The sequence below is a fragment of the Rossellomorea marisflavi genome (genome assembly GCF_009806575.1).
GTDB lineage: Bacteria > Bacillota > Bacilli > Bacillales > Bacillaceae_B > Rossellomorea > Rossellomorea marisflavi_A.
Window position 1 is genome coordinate 3,721,998 of record NZ_CP047095.1, and the last position, 17,605, is coordinate 3,739,602.

The 17,605-nt window shown below is 48.0% G+C and carries 12 protein-coding genes and 1 riboswitch; of the genes, 4 read left to right on the forward strand and 8 right to left on the reverse strand.

Annotated features, from left to right (window positions below):
- Positions 1-9: 9 nt before the first annotated feature.
- The 4 genes from D5E69_RS19340 to D5E69_RS19355 form a co-directional block, all read right to left on the reverse strand.
- Positions 10-918 (reverse strand): helix-turn-helix domain-containing protein, encoded by a 909-nt coding sequence (locus D5E69_RS19340; RefSeq protein ID WP_159130077.1) that lies wholly within the window; start codon positions 916-918, stop codon positions 10-12.
- 868 nt (positions 919-1,786) lie between these two features.
- Positions 1,787-2,173, reverse strand: coding sequence for an SMU1112c/YaeR family gloxylase I-like metalloprotein (gene gloA2, locus D5E69_RS19345; RefSeq protein WP_159130078.1), 387 nt, complete (start codon positions 2,171-2,173; stop codon positions 1,787-1,789).
- 52 nt (positions 2,174-2,225) lie between these two features.
- Positions 2,226-3,152: a manganese-dependent inorganic pyrophosphatase gene (locus D5E69_RS19350; RefSeq protein ID WP_048016121.1), complete on the reverse strand. Its 927-nt coding sequence runs from the start codon at positions 3,150-3,152 to the stop codon at positions 2,226-2,228.
- A gap of 211 nt (positions 3,153-3,363) precedes the next feature.
- Positions 3,364-5,337, reverse strand: a complete 1,974-nt coding sequence (locus D5E69_RS19355; RefSeq protein ID WP_159130079.1) for a penicillin-binding transpeptidase domain-containing protein — start codon at positions 5,335-5,337, stop codon at positions 3,364-3,366.
- A gap of 235 nt (positions 5,338-5,572) precedes the next feature.
- Between D5E69_RS19355 and trhO the strand changes: the two genes are divergently transcribed.
- Entirely contained in the window at positions 5,573-6,538 is a 966-nt protein-coding gene (gene trhO / locus D5E69_RS19360; RefSeq protein ID WP_048006543.1) for an oxygen-dependent tRNA uridine(34) hydroxylase TrhO, read from the forward strand.
- 1,376 nt (positions 6,539-7,914) lie between these two features.
- The gene (locus D5E69_RS19365) at positions 7,915-9,033 is read left to right on the forward strand and encodes an NADH-dependent flavin oxidoreductase (protein ID WP_159130080.1); all 1,119 of its coding nucleotides are present in this window, start codon (positions 7,915-7,917) and stop codon (positions 9,031-9,033) included.
- 62 nt (positions 9,034-9,095) lie between these two features.
- On the opposite strand, the gene D5E69_RS19370 is transcribed toward D5E69_RS19365, so the two are convergent.
- Positions 9,096-12,881 carry a 5'-nucleotidase C-terminal domain-containing protein gene (locus tag D5E69_RS19370; protein ID WP_159130388.1) on the reverse strand — a complete coding sequence of 1,262 codons (3,786 nt, stop codon included), beginning with the start codon at positions 12,879-12,881 and terminating at the stop codon, positions 9,096-9,098.
- A gap of 650 nt (positions 12,882-13,531) precedes the next feature.
- Here D5E69_RS19370 and D5E69_RS19375 point away from each other — a divergent pair.
- Together D5E69_RS19375 and D5E69_RS19380 are read left to right on the forward strand one after the other, a co-directional pair.
- Positions 13,532-13,732 carry a helix-turn-helix transcriptional regulator gene (locus D5E69_RS19375; protein WP_159130081.1) on the forward strand — a complete coding sequence of 67 codons (201 nt, stop codon included), beginning with the start codon at positions 13,532-13,534 and terminating at the stop codon, positions 13,730-13,732.
- Positions 13,729-14,190 carry a hypothetical protein gene (locus tag D5E69_RS19380; RefSeq protein WP_156489262.1) on the forward strand — a complete coding sequence of 154 codons (462 nt, stop codon included), beginning with the start codon at positions 13,729-13,731 and terminating at the stop codon, positions 14,188-14,190. The genes D5E69_RS19375 and D5E69_RS19380 overlap by 4 nt, the downstream gene beginning before the upstream one ends.
- A gap of 539 nt (positions 14,191-14,729) precedes the next feature.
- On the opposite strand, the gene D5E69_RS19385 is transcribed toward D5E69_RS19380, so the two are convergent.
- Genes D5E69_RS19385 through D5E69_RS19395 form a run of 3 tightly spaced genes read right to left on the reverse strand, consistent with a single transcriptional unit; the run spans position 14,730 to position 17,228 of the window.
- Positions 14,730-15,542 (reverse strand): MetQ/NlpA family ABC transporter substrate-binding protein, encoded by an 813-nt coding sequence (locus D5E69_RS19385; protein ID WP_048013201.1) that lies wholly within the window; start codon positions 15,540-15,542, stop codon positions 14,730-14,732.
- Positions 15,543-15,559: 17 nt separating this feature from the next.
- Positions 15,560-16,225: a methionine ABC transporter permease gene (locus D5E69_RS19390; RefSeq protein WP_048006548.1), complete on the reverse strand. Its 666-nt coding sequence runs from the start codon at positions 16,223-16,225 to the stop codon at positions 15,560-15,562.
- On the reverse strand, positions 16,215-17,228 hold the full coding sequence (locus D5E69_RS19395; protein ID WP_048006549.1) for a methionine ABC transporter ATP-binding protein: 1,014 nt from the start codon (positions 17,226-17,228) through the stop codon (positions 16,215-16,217). The genes D5E69_RS19390 and D5E69_RS19395 overlap by 11 nt, the downstream gene beginning before the upstream one ends.
- Positions 17,229-17,298: 70 nt before the next feature.
- A riboswitch (SAM riboswitch) is annotated at positions 17,299-17,403 on the reverse strand.
- Positions 17,404-17,605: the final 202 nt, after the last annotated feature.

The following is a 17,605-nucleotide window of genomic DNA, read 5'->3' on the forward strand; positions in this document are numbered from 1 at the left end:
TACTTCGTTCTAATTTTCCAATCCTTTTGTTTCAGCCAGATTTGCTTTCACTTCCTCTATCTTTCGATCAATGAAGTCGACAAACTTCCTATTCTTTTGGATATGAAAGTAATTCCGCCCCTTTTGAAAATACGGTAAAGAGTCTTCCAGTTCACCTTTCAATTCGAGATTAAATCCAATCTGATAGAACAAGTCTGCTATTCCAAACAATCGTTCTTCACCGATGGTCCATTTCAATCCTTTTCTACAGTATTCCATGGATTCGTCGTACCGCCCCAAGCGCGTCAAAATCCTGGCTGTATGATAATAAATTCTTGTCTGGATCGACTTATCCTGGAGATAGGGATTGGGTCCAAGCGCATCTTGCACCCTCTCATAAACCGCTAGCGCCTCTTCATACTTGTCTTGAAGAGATAGGAAATTGCCGAGTGATAACTGTAACCGCATCTCCCTCTCCGACATCGCCCTCTTCGGGTCAGCCGTCAGGTGGTAGGCATCCAGCAATACGCTGATGGCCCGGTCTTTGTCGTTTTCGACTTCTGCTATGTAGATGGCCTTATTCCATTCGAGCAGCTGCTTGTTTTCTTTGTGATTGATGAAAATCGGATTTTTTTCTTCTTTTCGCACGAGCTCGATCAATTCGTCATACTGCAGTTTAAATCGGTAATTGTTCAATAATCGTTCCACGTTTTTTATGTAGTCAAAGCGCTCGGTGGATCCGATTTCGAAGAAGTAGTTCACATCCACCCCGAGCTTTTGCGAAATGCGGTAGAGCACCGTGGCGCTGGGATAGATATCCCCTTTCTCCATGCGACTGACCAGTGCCTGCGTACAGATTCCATCAGCGAGTTCCCCTTGGGTGATGCCGATGGCTTTTCTCAATTCCCTTATTTTCTTTCCTATGATTGAATAGTCCATTCTAATCCACCCCTGCTGTAGATATGTTCGTTTCGAATATGGGTTTGCACAATGAGTAAATATTAATATTCTTATAGATTCTGAGATTTCCGCAATGCCCTATCATATTGACCTCCTACACCGGTCAAGGTAGGACGAGAGCAGAATTACATGTACTTTTGGAATATGGTTTAATGAATTCAACGACAAATTACAATACCTTTGGACGGCGCTCTTGCTTAGGGAGCGTCCTTTTTTTATGCAAAAGAAAAATATTAATATCCTTATAACTTCTGAGAAATTCGCGCTTTGATTATGAAATATTGAAGGTCCTGCCCTGCCGTGTGTCGAGAATGGAAATCCACTGAATTTCCGGATATGGTTTAATGAATTCAACGACAAATTACAATACCTTTGGACGACGCTCTTGCTTAGGGGGCGTCCTTTTTTTATGTAAGAAAAATATTAATATCCTTATAACTTCTAAGAAATGCACGCTTTCATTATGAAATACTGAAGGTCCCGACCTTCCGTGTGTCGAGAGGCGGAATTCACTGATTTTCCGAATGTGGTTTAATGGATTCAACGACAAGTTACAATACCTTTGGACGACGCTCTTGCTTAGGGGCGTCCTTTTTTTTTGGGCCCATAAATATTAATATCCTTATATTCTTTTAGGAATAAAGGCTTTTATTTCGCAAAATACGTTTTATCCCGAAGGTATTCCTTCACAGCAGGATTCCATCCATTTTTGATTTATGGTTAAATAGACCCAACGACAAATTTCAATACCTGTGGATGACGCTCTTGATTAGAGCGTCTTTTTTTATTCTTTTATACGTACGAAGCAGCCGGTGGTTTCAGGCCGCCGATTGGTGAGCGTCTTTACTCAGATTTCATACAGTTCCAACGGGAGACCATCGGGGTCCGAAAAAAAGGTGAAGCGTCTGGAGGTGTAAGGATCGGTGCGTATATCCTCGACTTCGATGCCGTAGTGGCGTAGTTCGTCCACTGCGTCTTTTATATTCATCACTTCAAAGGCGAGGTGCCTGAGTCCCCTGGCTTCCGGATAGCTGGGTCGCTCCGGGGCATCCGGGAAGGAAAAGAGTTCGATGATGTAGGAACCGTTCAGGGCAAGGTCGAGCTTATACGAGTCACGGTCTTCCCGGTATACTTCCCTGATGATCGTGAAACCAAGGAGATCGGTGTAGAAGGCCTTGGAGGCTTCGTAGTCTGAACAGATGATGGCAATATGATGAACAGCCTGTAGTTGCATATGTCTCCTCCATGTAAAAAAGGAGCAGCATGTTTCAGCTGCTCCTTGATGATTATTTGATGGTTTCGGTCAGGACCGGTACGATTTGTTTTTTACGTGAAACGACGCCTTTAAGAAGCGCACGGTTGTTCTCAAGCTTCACGTTGAAGGCTTTCTCGACTTCTCCTGCCTTGCTTCCAAGTGCAAGGGCCGTCGAGTCGTTCTCAAGGATGTCAGTGACAACAAGAAGGAATAGATCCAGGCCTTTTTGTTTGATGAGGGTTTCGATGGCTGCCTCCACTTCTGCTTGGCGGCCGAAGACATCGTTCAGGTCGACGACATTGATCTGAGCGACTTCAACCTTTGCTGTACCCATGGAGAACTCCTTGGCATCAAGCGTTACAAGCTCGGCAACCGTCTTCGTGCTCATATTGGCTCCTGCTTTCAGCATTTCAAGACCGTATACCTGTGCGTCAACACCGGCGATTTCAGCCAGTTCATTCGCTGCAGCCACGTCTTCATCCGTGCAGGTCGGCGATTTGAACAGGAGTGAATCTGAGATGATGGCAGACAGCATGAGGCCCGCCATTTCCTTCGTCACTTCCACGCCTTTCTCTTTGTACATCTTATTCAGGATCGTCGCCGTGCAACCAACCGGCTCGGCGCGGTAATACAACGGGTCAGCCGTTTCAAAGTTGGCGATACGGTGATGATCGATGACTTCGAGGACGCGTACTTCTTCAATGTCTACGGCACTTTGCTGGCGTTCGTTGTGATCAACCAGGATGACCGTGTCTGCTTCAGGCGCGACCTTTTCCACAAGGCGTGGGGCCTCCACTTTGAAGTGGTCGAGGGCGTATTGGGTTTCCCCGTTCACGTCGCCGAGGCGTACTGCTTCCACTTCTGCTCCAAGTTTGCTCTTGAGATCAGCATAGACAAGGGCGGATGTAATCGTATCGGTATCGGGATTCTTGTGTCCGAAAATAAGCGTTTTACTCATGATCATACTCCTTTTATGTAAGGTTTGGTGAATTCTCTTATTCATTTTCTTATATTACCATATTTGACGACAAAACCGAACGGAGATCCGACGAATTTTTCATGGAAAAATGGCACGTTATAGGGAATTGGGACCCTTCCTGATTCAAAAGAAGCCCGCCGGGAGCACCGGCAGGCCATCTCTTATTTCAAGCTGTCGTAGAACTTCTTCGTCACCTGGACGGTATGGGTGCTCCCCCGTTGTCCTGGACATTTTCCAGGAGCATGGCAAGGACCATATCGGGATTGTTCTGGTCATAAGAGACGAACAGTCCATTTTCTCTTCCTTTTGATCCTTGTTCCGATTTGATTTCAGCTGTACCGGTTTTTCCGGCAATGGCTTTACCGGCAGAGTTCGCTTTTGTGGCGATTCCTTCTGATACGACCTTCCTCAAATCCGTTTGCAGCAGTTTTGCCTGTTCCGTTGTCACGACTTCTTTCTTCCACACCTTCGGCTCCTGGTCGAGAACGAGCTGAGGTTCCATCATGTTCCCGTCATTGATGATCCCTCCGTAAGCACTGGCAAGGTGGACGATATTCATGAGCACCTGCCCCTGCCCGAAAGCGGAATCCGCAAGCTGGACTTCTTTCTCGATCTTTCCGTCATTGGATACTTGGGAGTTATAGAGTGGATACTCAAACGGGATATCCTCTCCGAATCCGAAGTTCTCTTTCAGACCCTTCACGAAGGTGTCGGCACCCATATCAAGTCCGGCACGGGCAAAATAGATATTATCTGAGTATTTCAGGCCGCTTTCGAGATCCACCGAGCTGTCGTTATCAAATACGCGGACGACCTTGTAATTCCCCCATGACTCATCCTTCTTCCACGTCTTCCCTTTGATGTCATACGCCTTATCCGGATCAAGCTTGCCGGATTTCAACCCTACGGATGCGGTGATCCCTTTCATTGTGGATCCAGGTGAATAGGTGATCTGGAAGCGATTCTCAAATGGCTTATCCGGATCTTCCGAAAGTTCTTTATAGCGGTCAGAAGATATTCCGAGAATCATTTCATTCGGGTCAAAGGACGGGGTGCTGACCAATGCCAGGGCTTCACCCGTCTTCGGATTCATGGCTGCCGCCGTGCCCGGTTCCTTCTTCATCTGGGCATAGATTTTCTTCTGCAGGTCTGCATCTATGGTAAGCTTGACGTTCTTGCCGTTCTCCACTTCCTGCTCGGCGACCGTCACTTCATCGCCATTTTCCTTCGTGAGGAAAATGCGCTGGCCGTCTTTCCCCCGGAGTTTGTCTTCAAATACCTCTTCCGTTCCACTGACCCCGATGAGGGAATCGGCTGTGTATCCTTTATCCTTCACTTTCTCCAGCTTCTCTGCTGTAAGCTTTCCGATATAGCCCGTCAAGTGGGCCGTCGCTTCTCCGAACGGATACTCCCTTGCTTTCACACGCTTGGAGTAGAGCCCATCAAGATCGATGACTTCCAGGGCAAGGGGGCGCTCGGAAAGGGGCAGCTTCTTGATCGGAACGAAATACTCCGGCTGCACCCAGCTTTGATCGAGTTCTTTTTTTATCGCCTCTTCCGACGTATCAAGGAGATCGGCGACCTTTTTCAAATTGCCTTCATCAAATTCACCAGGTACGATCCCGATCTGGAACGCTTCACCGTTCACGGCAAGGGGCTGATCATTACGGTCGTAGATTTCCCCGCGCTGAGCGGTGATCGTGTCGATCCCGACCTTATCCCCATCCTCAAGTTCAGGCAGAATAAAGGAAGGATCCCAGTTGACATACCAATCCTCTTTATCATCCCGCTCTTCTTTTGTAAGCTTCACGTTCTGATCGTACTTCACTTCACCGGCCGAAGTGTTGAAGCTGATGGTGACGGGGAACTCAGCTTCCTTCTTTTTATCCCAGTCCGTATCATCCTTCGGTGCTTTGAACGTCACCTTCAGATCCGATACACCGGTGTCCTCATAAATTTTCTTATACCGGTCGACAAAATCCTTCTTTTTATACGAGTCCTTTGTCTCGGTACTCAAGTAGCTGCCGTACATGTCATCAAACGTCTGTTTATTCCACAATTTCACATAATCCTTCAGGCGATCATCGGGCTTCGATTGCTCCTGACACCCCGCCAGTACAAGTCCGAATACCAAAAGGAAACATAGTAAGAGTATCTTGCGCATGAAATCGTCATCCCCTAATGTAGATTTTTCCTCTATTTTCATTCTTTCAAAAAGACCGGTAACTTTCAATAAAAAGTCACCGATCTGTACCATTAAAATCCACCGCTTCCTAAGGATTCTCTTCAATGGATGATGCATTTTATAAAAAATTTGTTATAATAGACAATCGTAAGAGTAATAAGGAAGAAATCCTAAGATTATATCTTGCAAATATTAATCGACAGGTGGAATAAAAATGAACGACTATCGCGTTTTACTGTATTACAACTATGTAAATGTGGAAAATGCAGAGGAATACGCTCCTCAGCATAAAGCCAAGTGTGAAGAAATCGGACTGCTCGGACGCATCCTGATTTCTGAAGAAGGAATCAACGGAACATGCTCCGGAACAGTTGAACAGACTGACGCTTACATGGAGTATATGAGAAACGACCCGCGTTTCAAAGACACGGTCTTCAAAATTGAAGAAACAGATGGCCACGCGTTCAAGAAATTGAAGGTCAAATACCGTAAAGAACTGGTTACCCTTCGCCTTGAAGATGATGTAGATCCGAATAAACTTACTGGCCAATACCTTGAGCCGAAAGAATTCTACGAACAAATCCAGCGCGAAGACACCATCGTCCTCGACGCACGGAATGATTATGAATATGACCTTGGACACTTCAGAGGCGCGATCCGCCCGGATATCCGCAACTTCCGCGACCTTCCGCAATGGATCCGCGACAACAAAGAAAAGTTCATGGATAAAAAGATCATCACCTATTGCACAGGCGGAATCCGCTGTGAGAAATTCTCCGGCTGGCTCCTGAAAGAAGGATTCGAAGACGTTGCACAGCTTCACGGAGGCATCGTGACGTACGGTCAGGATCCAGAAGTGCAGGGTGACCTATGGGACGGCCAGCTCTACGTATTCGATGAGCGTATCTCAGTACCGGTCAACCGTAAAGAGCACGTGGTCATTGCCCGTGACTTCTACGACGGCGAACCATGTGAACGCTACGTCAACTGCGCGTACCCGCCATGTAACCAAAAAATTATCTGCTCTGAAGAAAATGAGCACAAATATATGAGAAGCTGCTCTCACGAATGCCGCACACATCCTGAAAACCGTTATGTACAAGAATACGGTCTCACAGAAGAAGAAGTGGCAGAACGCCTCGCTGTAATCGAGCGTGAGAAAGAAACAGCTGCGATCTAAATAGAATCACAAACAAGCTGCCGGATGTCGGCAGCTTGTTTTTTTATTTTGACAGTTTCGAGTTTCTTTAATAGATTTTTGAGGGATTAGGGGAAAATTCCAGTTCGCTTATTACTTTTAAGTTCATCTACTTTGGTAAACATTAGTACTGTTATTTTTAAGAGTGAGCGGTTTGTATCTAGTCCGTTCCTTTTCGCTGCAGGCGCTTGCTTTCCTGCGGGGAGGGTGTCGAGCCTCCTCGTGCCTGCGGGGTCTCGCCACTCCTCCTTTTCCGCTGGAGTCAAGCGCCTTGCGCTTCAATCCACTCTTTGGTTTTAATGCCGATATGAGTGGTAATCGACGAGGATTCGAACATACGACATTCACGGTGGCAGGTTTTTTTAGTTAGGCATTTGTCTTATATGGCTCGCAGTCGCGATGGTTGTTCTTCAAAAGCGTGTAAAAGGCACAGGAGCGTTCCTTTCCGCTGCAGGCGCTTGCTTTCCTGCGGGGAGGGCGGCAAGCCTCCTCGTGCCTGCGGGGTCTCGCCGCTCCTCCTTTTCCGCTGGAGTCAAGCGCCTTCCGCTTCAATCCACTCTTTGGTTTTAATAGAGGGTGGTATATGAATTGATTTTTAATTGAGATTTTTAGAGCATCCTGAATAAATTGTCTTAAACAAATCAGTATAGAAAAATGTACTGTGGCCCCCTCTTGTTCTAATCACCTTGAAAAGATAGTATCATTTCCAAGAACAATAGCAATTGCTCCTCCAAAATACACAGTGCAGCGGAGGCCGACCGACTCCAGCGGGAATAGCGGGCAGGGTGAGACCCTGCAGGCGCAGGTAAAGCGGCTCACCGTCCACCCCGCAGAAAAGCGGACGGCCGCAGCGAAACGGAACGCCACTTCTCCCCTCTAAACCTAATACAAAGGTGGATTGTCAGACAGCGATCACTCATCCTCTTCCACACAATGCAGTGCAGCGGAGGCCACCCGACTCCTATGGGAATAGCGGGCAGGGTGAGACCCTGCAGGCTTGCCGAAGCGGCTCACCGCACGCCCCATGGAAAGCGGGTGGCCGCAGCGAAACGGAACGCCCCTTTTCTCATCTATACCTAATGAAAATGTGGGTTGTCAGACAGCGATCACTCATCCTCTCCCACACAGTGCAGTGCAGCGGAGGCCGGCCGACTCCCGCGGGAATAGTGGGCAGGTGAGACCCTGCAAGCGCAGCGGAACGGAACGTCCCATCCCCCATCCATTACTAATCAAAAAGAGAACCAGCTTATCCTCCTCCAATACAAAACCTTCCAACCACTAACCCAAGCAGATTATTAGTCAAACACCCCGTCCAACCACTATGATTATTCCCGTACCAAACGAAGGAGGCAAACCACATGAACGAAAAATTCAAAGAACTGCTATCTCCATATACATTCAAAAATGGAATCGAACTCAAAAACCGCGTGATCATGGCACCGATGACGAACTTCTCATCCGATGACAACGGCAACGTGACAGATGCAGAAGTCGACTATTACGCCCGCCGCTCACAAGGTGTCAGCATGGTCATCACGGCCTGCACCAATGTGACACCGAACGGAAAAGGGTTCCCAGGTGAATTCGCCGGTCATTCAGATGACATGATCCCAAGCCTTGAGCGTCTTGCTAAAGGCATCAAGGACCAAGGCGCCAAAGCCATCCTGCAAATCTTCCACGGCGGCGTTCAATGTCCACCGGAACTCGTGGATGGCGACGTCGTGAGTGCAAGTGACCTCACAGGCGAAAACGGCGAGAAAAAAGCCCGCGGTTTATCTCAAGGTGAAATCGAAGAAATCATCGAAGCATTCGGTGAAACAACACGCCGTGCCATTGAAGCCGGATACGACGGAGTCGAGATCCACGGTGCGAACGGATATCTTCTTCACCAGTTCTTCTCTCCGATGACAAATCAGCGTGAAGATCAATTTGGTGGAAGCCTTGAAAACCGCATGGCATTCCCACTTGCTGTTGTAGATAAAATCAAGAGTGTGGTGGATGAGCATGCCACTGCTCCATTCCTTGTCGGCTACCGCTTCTCTCCTGAAGAGCCGGAAGAGAACGGCTTCACCATGGGTGAAACCTTGAAGTTTGTCGATGCCCTAGCGGATAAAGAACTTGATTATCTCCACGTATCACTCTTTGACTTCTTCTCTACACCGCGCAGCGGAGTGGATGATCTTGAGAAAACCCGTATCGACTACCTGCTTGAAACCATCGGTGACCGTGCGCCCCTTATCGGCGTAGGTTCCATCTATTCAGCAGAGGATGCGTATAAAGCATTCCAGACCGATGTACCGCTTCTAGCAATCGGCCGCGAGCTCATCATCGATCCTGACTGGGTTCAGAAGATCGAAGAAGGTCGCGAGAATGAAATCATCACGGAAATCGATAAAGAAAAACAAAAAGAACTCGTCATCCCGGATCCACTCTGGAATGCCGTCTTGAATACTCCAGGCTGGTTCCCTGGCGTTTAATACGTGATATTCAACAAAAAGGACCCTTGCGCTGCATGTTGCACGCAAGGGTCCTTTTTCTATTATGGTCGGCCACATACTCCTAAGAGCTTGCAGAGCCAGTTTTTCAATTTCTTGATGATGTCACGGATGTGATCTCCCCAGCCGCCGTGGCCGTCGTCGTCACCGTCTCCATCATCACCGCCGCCGTCACCTGGATCATCTTGCTTGACCTCTTGTACGATGCGGTCTTCCAGCTCCGGTGAAACCGGGCTATTCTTCTCAAGGTATTCTGTCATGACTTCGAAGTCCACTTGGAACAGCTCCGTCATGCGTCCATCGTCTTTTGCTTCCTTCAGCATGGAGTATCCGTCTCCACCATCTGCTGTGAACGCATTTGTTGCCACTGTGTACATCGCTGCTGGATCAAGCTTTTCAAATCCGTTGTCTGTTTTCACATCAACAGACCATACACGCTCTCCAACAGGCTGATTCACATCATACTTGAATTTGATTCCTGAAACCTGCAGGAAGCGACCCTCGCCGGACTCGACGGCGCTTACGCTATGCTCGAGTGCCTGCTTGATTTCTTCTCCTGTCAGATCGATCGCAACCAAGTTGTTGCCGAAAGGCAGGGTTGTCAATACATCTCCGAGCGTGATGTCTCCTTCATCGATTGACGCCCTGATTCCTCCACCATTTTGGAAGGCGATATGTGTCTTCACCGATTCGTTGGCTTTAGCCACCATTCCATCGGTGATCAGATTTCCAAGGTTCGTTTCCTTCGTACGGACGTCAGCGCGTTCTCCATTCAATGGAACGTCACTTGAACCGACCACTTCAGACATAAGCTCATCAAGAGGTGCTTTGTACTCCTGTACTTTTGCTTCTGCTTCAGGGTCTTTTTCATAATTGGCAAGTGGGACAAGTTCCCCTTTGTATTCCTTGATGACACCTTCAGGATCGAATGTGACATCGAGATTACCGATGTTGTTCAAGTATTCTCCTGTCTGCACGATCAGTGTAGGTTCGTCCTTTTCAACGAATGTCGGTTCTTTCAAAGCCGTGTGGGAGTGACCACCGACGATTACATCAATGCCGTCCACTTCTTCTGCAAGATCCTGATCAGGTCCGTATCCAAGGTGGGACAGGACGACGATCTTATTCACACCTTCTTCTTGGAGCATGGAGATCGTCGCATTGGAAGATTCCACGACATCCTCGAACACGATGTCTTCACTTGGGTTGGCAAGGAAAGAGGTGTCAGGCGTCGTCAATCCGAAGATTCCGACCTTCTCACCGTCGATTTCCTTGATGATGGCAGGGTAGATCTTCCCGCCTTCAGCCGGGTCACCGATTTCATCTTTGTAAAGCGGGGACAGGTCCTTATCGGCTGTCACGTTCACGTTTGATGATACCATCGGGAATCTCATTTCTTTGATGAAATTGGCCAGGACGTTTGAATCTTTATCAAATTCATGGTTACCGAATGTCATGGCATCGAAATTCAGGTCGTTCATGAATGACAGATCTGCCAGACCAAGATACTGGCGGAAATAAAGTGTGCCGGAGAATACATCCCCTGCATCCACCAGGAGGGAATTCGGTTTACGAAGATCATCCACTGCCGTCACAAGCTGCGGGTATTGCTCCACATGGGCATGGCTGTCATTCGTATGAAGAATCGATAGATCAAAGTCCTTCGGCTCTTCAGGTTCCTGTTGCGCATTCAGGTCAAGCTGTGCCACCAGGGCATCATGATCGCTTGCACGCCCATGCTCTTCCATATAAGGAGAGTTGAAGTTGACGATGTCAAACTCGGCTTGATCAGCCAGGCGATTCGACACAAGCATATGATCGAGCACCTGTGCATTTCCTTGATACGAATACGTATAGCGCTCGTTTGCAGGAAGTGTCTCGATTAAGTTCGTGAGCTCTTCCCCTTTAAGTTTTTGAAGCGGTGCAGAGAATTCAAAGTCATTCAAGTCGCCAAGTACCACGACGTTTGCCTCTTCATTCTTCGCTTCGATATCTGACACGAAGCCGTTGATGACTTCTGCAATCTTCAGACGTTGTGTTTCACTTCCAAGGGTAGGAGGCTGGTTGCGTCCGAATAGCGGCTCGTCTCCACCTTTGGAGTTGAAGTGGTTGGCGATGACGATGACGTCTTCACCGTTGAAATCAAACTGTGCTGCAAGGGACTTACGGCTACTGCGGAATGCATCGTTCGTCGGATCGATACGCCCAGGGTTAAGGGTCAGGGAGCCGTTTTCGTATCCCACTGCAGTCGTTTGATCTCCTTTTTCACCTTCTGCCAGGGTGACGCGCTCAGGGTTGTAGAGATACCCTACGCGGATATTCCCTCCTGGAACCCCTCCGTCCTGCTTATCCTGTGGAGCGATTTCCGTCCACTTGTAAGCTGGGCCGCCGAATTTCACGGAAGCATCGCTCAGTGCTTTATAGTTTCCATCAGCCTTCACCGTACCGTCATCTTTCGTTCCGCTGTCATCTAGTACTTCCACAAGACCGATGATATCAGGAGAACCAAGATTTTCGACCATGGATTTGGCCAGTTTGTCACGCTTGGTGGTGTCAGACGCGTCAAAGTTTTCGATATTGTAGGAAGCAATCGTGAGCTTGTCTTCATCTTTTTCAATCGTCGTCGTTTCAGGAGTGAACTCACGCTCGTTCAGAGCAGGAAGCTCATCATCATTCACAAGAATTTTGAAGTTGCTGAAGCTGTAGCTGATGACACCCGTCACGGTACCGTCGAACTGATCGCCGGTCTTCGCTACGTAATTGCGGTCTTGAAGCTGGATGAACATTCTTTCCGGGTTTTGGTTGTCCGCCGTCAGGAGCGGAGCACCTTCTTTGGTATAGTTCTTCCCTTCCACCTGTTCAGTGATGACCGGAAGCTCTCCATACTTCTGAGGTCCTGTAACCGTTGGGTCTTCTAGGGAAATGCGCATGCCTTCAATGCTTTCATAGAAATCGATGGCATCCACATCAGGGTTGAATTCTTCCAGGCCGTCACTGTCGATGACATCTGTCGGAGGGAAGATATCCTTTCCGATCACGAGGGCTTCAGGAAGCTCGTTACCGGAAGACTGGACAACCACATTCCCGTTCTGGGAATTGATTTCCGTCGTGGTAAGGTCGGTTTGAAGCTTTTCCGCATACCCATCAAGGACCCATTCTTTCACCTGTCCGTCAACCTTCACGGCATCCCCTGTACGGACTCCGTGGGACGGTTTATAGACAAGGATCCCTTCTGATGTCTTCTCGTTATCATCAGGCTGATCATCCTGCATGTAGAAATTGCTTCCATCCACAACGTGAGTGACGATCCCTTCTACCTCTTTGACGTTTTTCAGGTTATAAGGGGACGTATGACTTTCACCTTGGATGTCATGGATACGAAGCCCTTCAATCCCTTCAAAAGGATCGGGTTCACCCGGCTCCGCTCCATCAACGGTGATGGCCGTCGGATTTTTCAGCCCGGGTACGTTGAAATAGGCTGTAAGCTGGCCCGTCACGACGATTTTTTCGCCGATCATATCCGGGTTGGTCTGCAAACCGAACTGTGCACGGAACGAGCTTGGAAGCTGAACCGGCAAAATCTTCGCCGGATCCGTCTCATTTGCCGAATCGGCTATGGCAATATTGAAATCATTACTGAAAGGAGCTTTATTATTATAATTGGAACCAGATATCGTGTGGCCCACGATATATCCAGTGACCGTTCCGTTGCCTGTGTTGTTATCGATGGCTTTTTGTACCGTCATGGTGCCGGCTGCACCAGCCGCTGCAGGAAGCATGGCAATCAACATGACAAAAACGGTCATCAAAGCGAATAATGGCTTTTTCATGGTTTTCACTATTTCTTTCCTCCTCCGAATTCAACAATCGGAAATGAGCTGATATCGTCATTATGTGCCCATTTCAAAAAACCTACCCTCGAATAACCCTGTACCTCCAAAATGTAAGCGCTTTCTTTTATCTACATTCCTTTTGCCGATAAACCCGATTCTCTCTCTGCATATAGGTCCGGCAACCCACCACCGATCCTTTCTTCCCGCATGGTTTCAGCGGAACATACCAAGTTTCCCATTTAATATATCATTTTTCTGTCGAAGATTAAGGAATAATGAAAAGATTAACAAAAATGAGACGATTGGTTTATGAAACCTTCGTATCTAAATGTGTATTTTTAGTGAAATAGTCTTACATCTGGTAAGACTTCTTTACAAATTCGGTATTCCGTAAGCACATGAACGAGCTTCCGAACCTCTCTCCAATGGCGTCATTAGGTACAAGTGTTTATCTTGCAAACGGAATCGCCTCCTCCTTCATTCCCCCAGTTGTTGAAAATAAGAATCCTCCTTTCTTTACTAAAAAGAAGTCCGAAGAACCCAGATCACAACCTCCTGATTAATCTTTTTATTGTTTTTTCCACGAAGACAATGTAATATATACATTACATTAAGCAATATATATATTACATACAATAGGAGGAACTATGCAGACGAAGGTTAAGCAGGCCCGTATGGAAAAAGGAATGACACAGGCAGAGCTCGCCAGGTGCGTTAATGCAACGCGGCAGACAATCGGACTGATTGAAAAGGGATCATTCAATCCAAGCCTTCAGCTCTGCATCGCCATATGCAAAGCAGTAGGAAAGACACTGGACGAATTATTTTGGGAGGATGATGAACAATGAGTTGGTTGACTATATTTTTACCAGAGGATGAATACAAACAAAGGAGATTGATGTCATTTTTGGCAGAAGCGGCCGTCATCGCTTTTCTCACGACATTGATCGGGGCAGCATTGATTCGCTTTACGCTCATACCCGTGATTGGTTCGGAAAAATCTTTTCTGATCATAGCGGCCGTCCTGATCCTCTACCCCCTTATCCGCTACATTCTTTCAGGCATGGAGTATGGTGATATCTTCACACCACAGCAATACAAAAAGCAGATGAAGCACATCACCTTCCGATCCATCACATTCTTCATCCTATTCAACCTGATTTATACCGTCGCCACCAACTACCAAGGATGGGCATCCACCCTCCAAACAGCAGGTCTCGCCCTCATCGCCACGACCCTGCTCTTCCTGATCGACATGAGCTCACTCACCACTTCATACAAGAAAAACAAGAATTTGGAACCGTAATACTCGTTAGGGCCAAAATAAATACGAATTGAAAAAAAGACGTAGAAGGGCTTTAACCCTCCTACGTCTTTTTAATCGAATAACGCGATATTCGATAACAGCGATGATCGGCATGAACGTTCAAGAGAATACAATGAACTTTGCTTTAATGGGAAATATTCATTGGACTTCCTTTTGACAATCGATGCAGAAAAATGCTTTATTGTTTTCAATTTATCGAGGGCGGAAAGCACCACCCCCAGCAGAAAGGCACGGACCTTCCACAGCACCATCCCCTTCCCAAAAAAGAGAGGGAAGAACGGATACATATCAATCAAAAACTCCTACAAGCCCGTCATCTGAACAGAGTGCCTTGCAGCGGAGGTGGGCTGACTCCTGCGGAAAAGGAGGAGCGGTGAGACCCCGCAGGCACGAGGAGGCTCAACGCCCTCCCCTCGGAAAGCAGTCCACCGCAGCGGAAAGGCACGGACCCTTACCCAATAAGACCCCATCAAAAACAAAAAAAGAGCATGACCCAAAAGGCCACACTCCCCTAAAACTCATTCCATCCAATCCGGTTTCCCGAACCCTTTAAACTCTTCATCAATCACTTTCTCAAACTCATCCGACTCCACAACCGCCTTGATATCCTTCGACACCTGTGAATCCTTATCATCCGTATTCACAACCACCCGGTTGCGATACTCATCCGGCATATTCTCAAGCTGAAGTGCATCTAGCAAATCCATATCCGCCGCAAGAGCAAAGTTACCCGGCACAGCCGCTAAATCCACACTATCCACCGTACGTGGAAGCTGAGCCGCTTCAATTGCCTTGAACTTCAGGTTCTTCGCATTCGTCTCGATATCCTTCTCCGAAACCGTCAACGGATTGCTGTCCGCCTTCAGCGTGATCAGCTTTGCATCGGCAAGGATCTGGAACGCACGCGCCGCATTCGTAGGATCATTCGGGATCGTGATTTCGCTTCCTTCCTTGATGCTGTCGATGGAATCAAATTTATCAGAATAAATGCCCATCGGAGCCGTCGGAACGGAAATCAGCTCGGAAAGCTCGATTTTGTTTTCTTTCGCAAAGTTTTCCATGTAGATTTTGTGCTGGAACAGGTTGGCATCAAGATCTCCCTGTGCCAATGCATTATTCGGCTGGATGTAATCATTGAATTCCTTGACCGTCACTTTGTAGCCCTTTTCCTCAAGACCAGGCTTGATGGCTTTTGTCACCATATCGCTATATGGTCCGGTTGTCGCTCCGATGGTGATATCTTTTTCATCTTTTTTGTCGCTGCTGTTGCCGCATGCCGCCATGAGGCTGACTGCGATGGCAAGGCCGAGTAGTAATGTCCATTTCTTCATTGTGTTTCCTCCATTATCTATCGTTTGTCTACTGCTTTGGCGAAAATGTCGCCGGCATATTGGATGACTTGTACAAGACAGATCAGGACGACGACCGTCGTGAACATGACGGTGTTGTCATATCGGTAGTATCCGAACCGGATGGCAAGGTCACCGACTCCTCCCCCGCCGATCGTACCCGCCATGGCGGAGTAGGCGATGAGGGAGATCGCCGTGATGGTGACGCCTTGGATGACCGCCGGTTTGGCTTCCGGAAGAAGCACGTCCTTGATGATCATCCACGGGCTTGCCCCGACCGATACAGACGCTTCGATGACGCCCTTGTCGATTTCCTTCAGGGCGGTTTCGACGATCCGCGCGAAGAACGGAATCCCCGCGACGGATAGGGAGACTGAAGCCGCCGTCGGTCCGATCACATCCCCTGTGAGGAACTTCGTCAGGGGAAGGAGCGCCACCAGAAGGATGATGAACGGGATTGACCGGACCATATTCACAATGAATCCGACGATGGATTTCACGAAGCGGTTCTCGAGGAACAGGCCCTTATCCGTGGTAAAAAGGAGCACTCCGAGAGGAAGTCCGATGACAACGGCAATCAACAGGGAGATCCCCACCATATACAACGTTTCTAAAAATGCCTGATTCAGGTCCGGCAAAATATCAATGATGGCTTCAGGCAGCATCTTCAAGCACCTCCAGACTTTGTGTGCGCTGGGTGATGAACTCGATTGCGGCATCGATCTCGGCACGTTCTCCGATCAGTTCCATGATGAAGATACCGAGTGGCACTTCCTGGATGTATTCGATCTTCCCGTGAAGGATATTCCCTTTCACGTGGTACCGCTGGAAGACATCGGATACGACGCTTTCTTCTGCAATGGAGCCTTTGAATTGGATCTTGATCAAGGTTCCTTTCCTCGCTTTCGCCAAGTGATCCGGCAGATCGAACTGAAGGATCGTCTCGATGAACTGCCTGGTCAGGGGCTCCTTCGGATTCGAAAAGAGGTCATATACGGGACCTTCTTCAATGATCCGTCCATCCTGCATCACGGCCATGCGATCGCAGATCTCCTTGACGACTTCCATCTCATGGGTGATGAGGACGATAGTCAGTCCGAGCTCTTCGTTCAGCTTTTTCAATAATTTCAGGATCGACCTTGTGGTATTCGGGTCGAGGGCGGATGTTGCTTCGTCGCACAGAAGAACGGATGGATTGTTCGCAAGCGCCCGGGCAATGCCGACGCGCTGCTTCTGGCCTCCGCTCAGCTGAGCGGGATAGGCATCTGCCTTATCCGATAGACCCACCATGGCGAGAAGCTCTTCCACACGTGGCCGGATCTCGGCCTTTGGTACCTTGGCCGCTTTCAGGGCGAATGCCAGATTACCGTAGACCGTCTTTGCTTTGATCAGGTGGAAGTGCTGGAAGATCATACTCGTCTTCTGTCTTGCCGACCTGAGCTCGCGCGGAGACAGCTTCGTAAAGTCCAATCCGTCAATGATGACTTCTCCAGAAGTAGGTCTCTCCAACAGATTCAAGCAGCGGATGAGGGAGCTTTTCCCCGCTCCGCTATACCCGACGATTCCAAAGATTTCACCCTTTTCAATCTTGACGGAAACGTCATTGACGCCGATCACTGTTTGTTTTTTCGTTTTATACTCTTTCACAAGATGGTTGATCTCGATCATTGCGCTTCACCTCTTATTTCCAATAAAAAATGCCTCTTTCAGCTGAAAGAAGCATCGCATATCGATCATCGACTTATCTCTCAGAATGAAAAACATCCTGCAGGAATTAGCACCGTTCCATATGGAGGTTGCCGGACGTCATAGGGCCTGATCCCTCGGTCGCTCTTGATAATTTGAATACTATATAATTTTAGAAGATTTCATCTAAAGAGATATTAATGGGTATTTGGTTGGGTGTCAACTGCCATCCCTACCTACGGAAGCTATGTAAGCGCTACCTTTACTTTAAGATTAGGCTTAAAATTTTTTTGGTCCTTTCAAAATGTTTGCTCATTTTCGCCAATGAATGGTCCCTCTTCATGCTGCCACCACTTTGA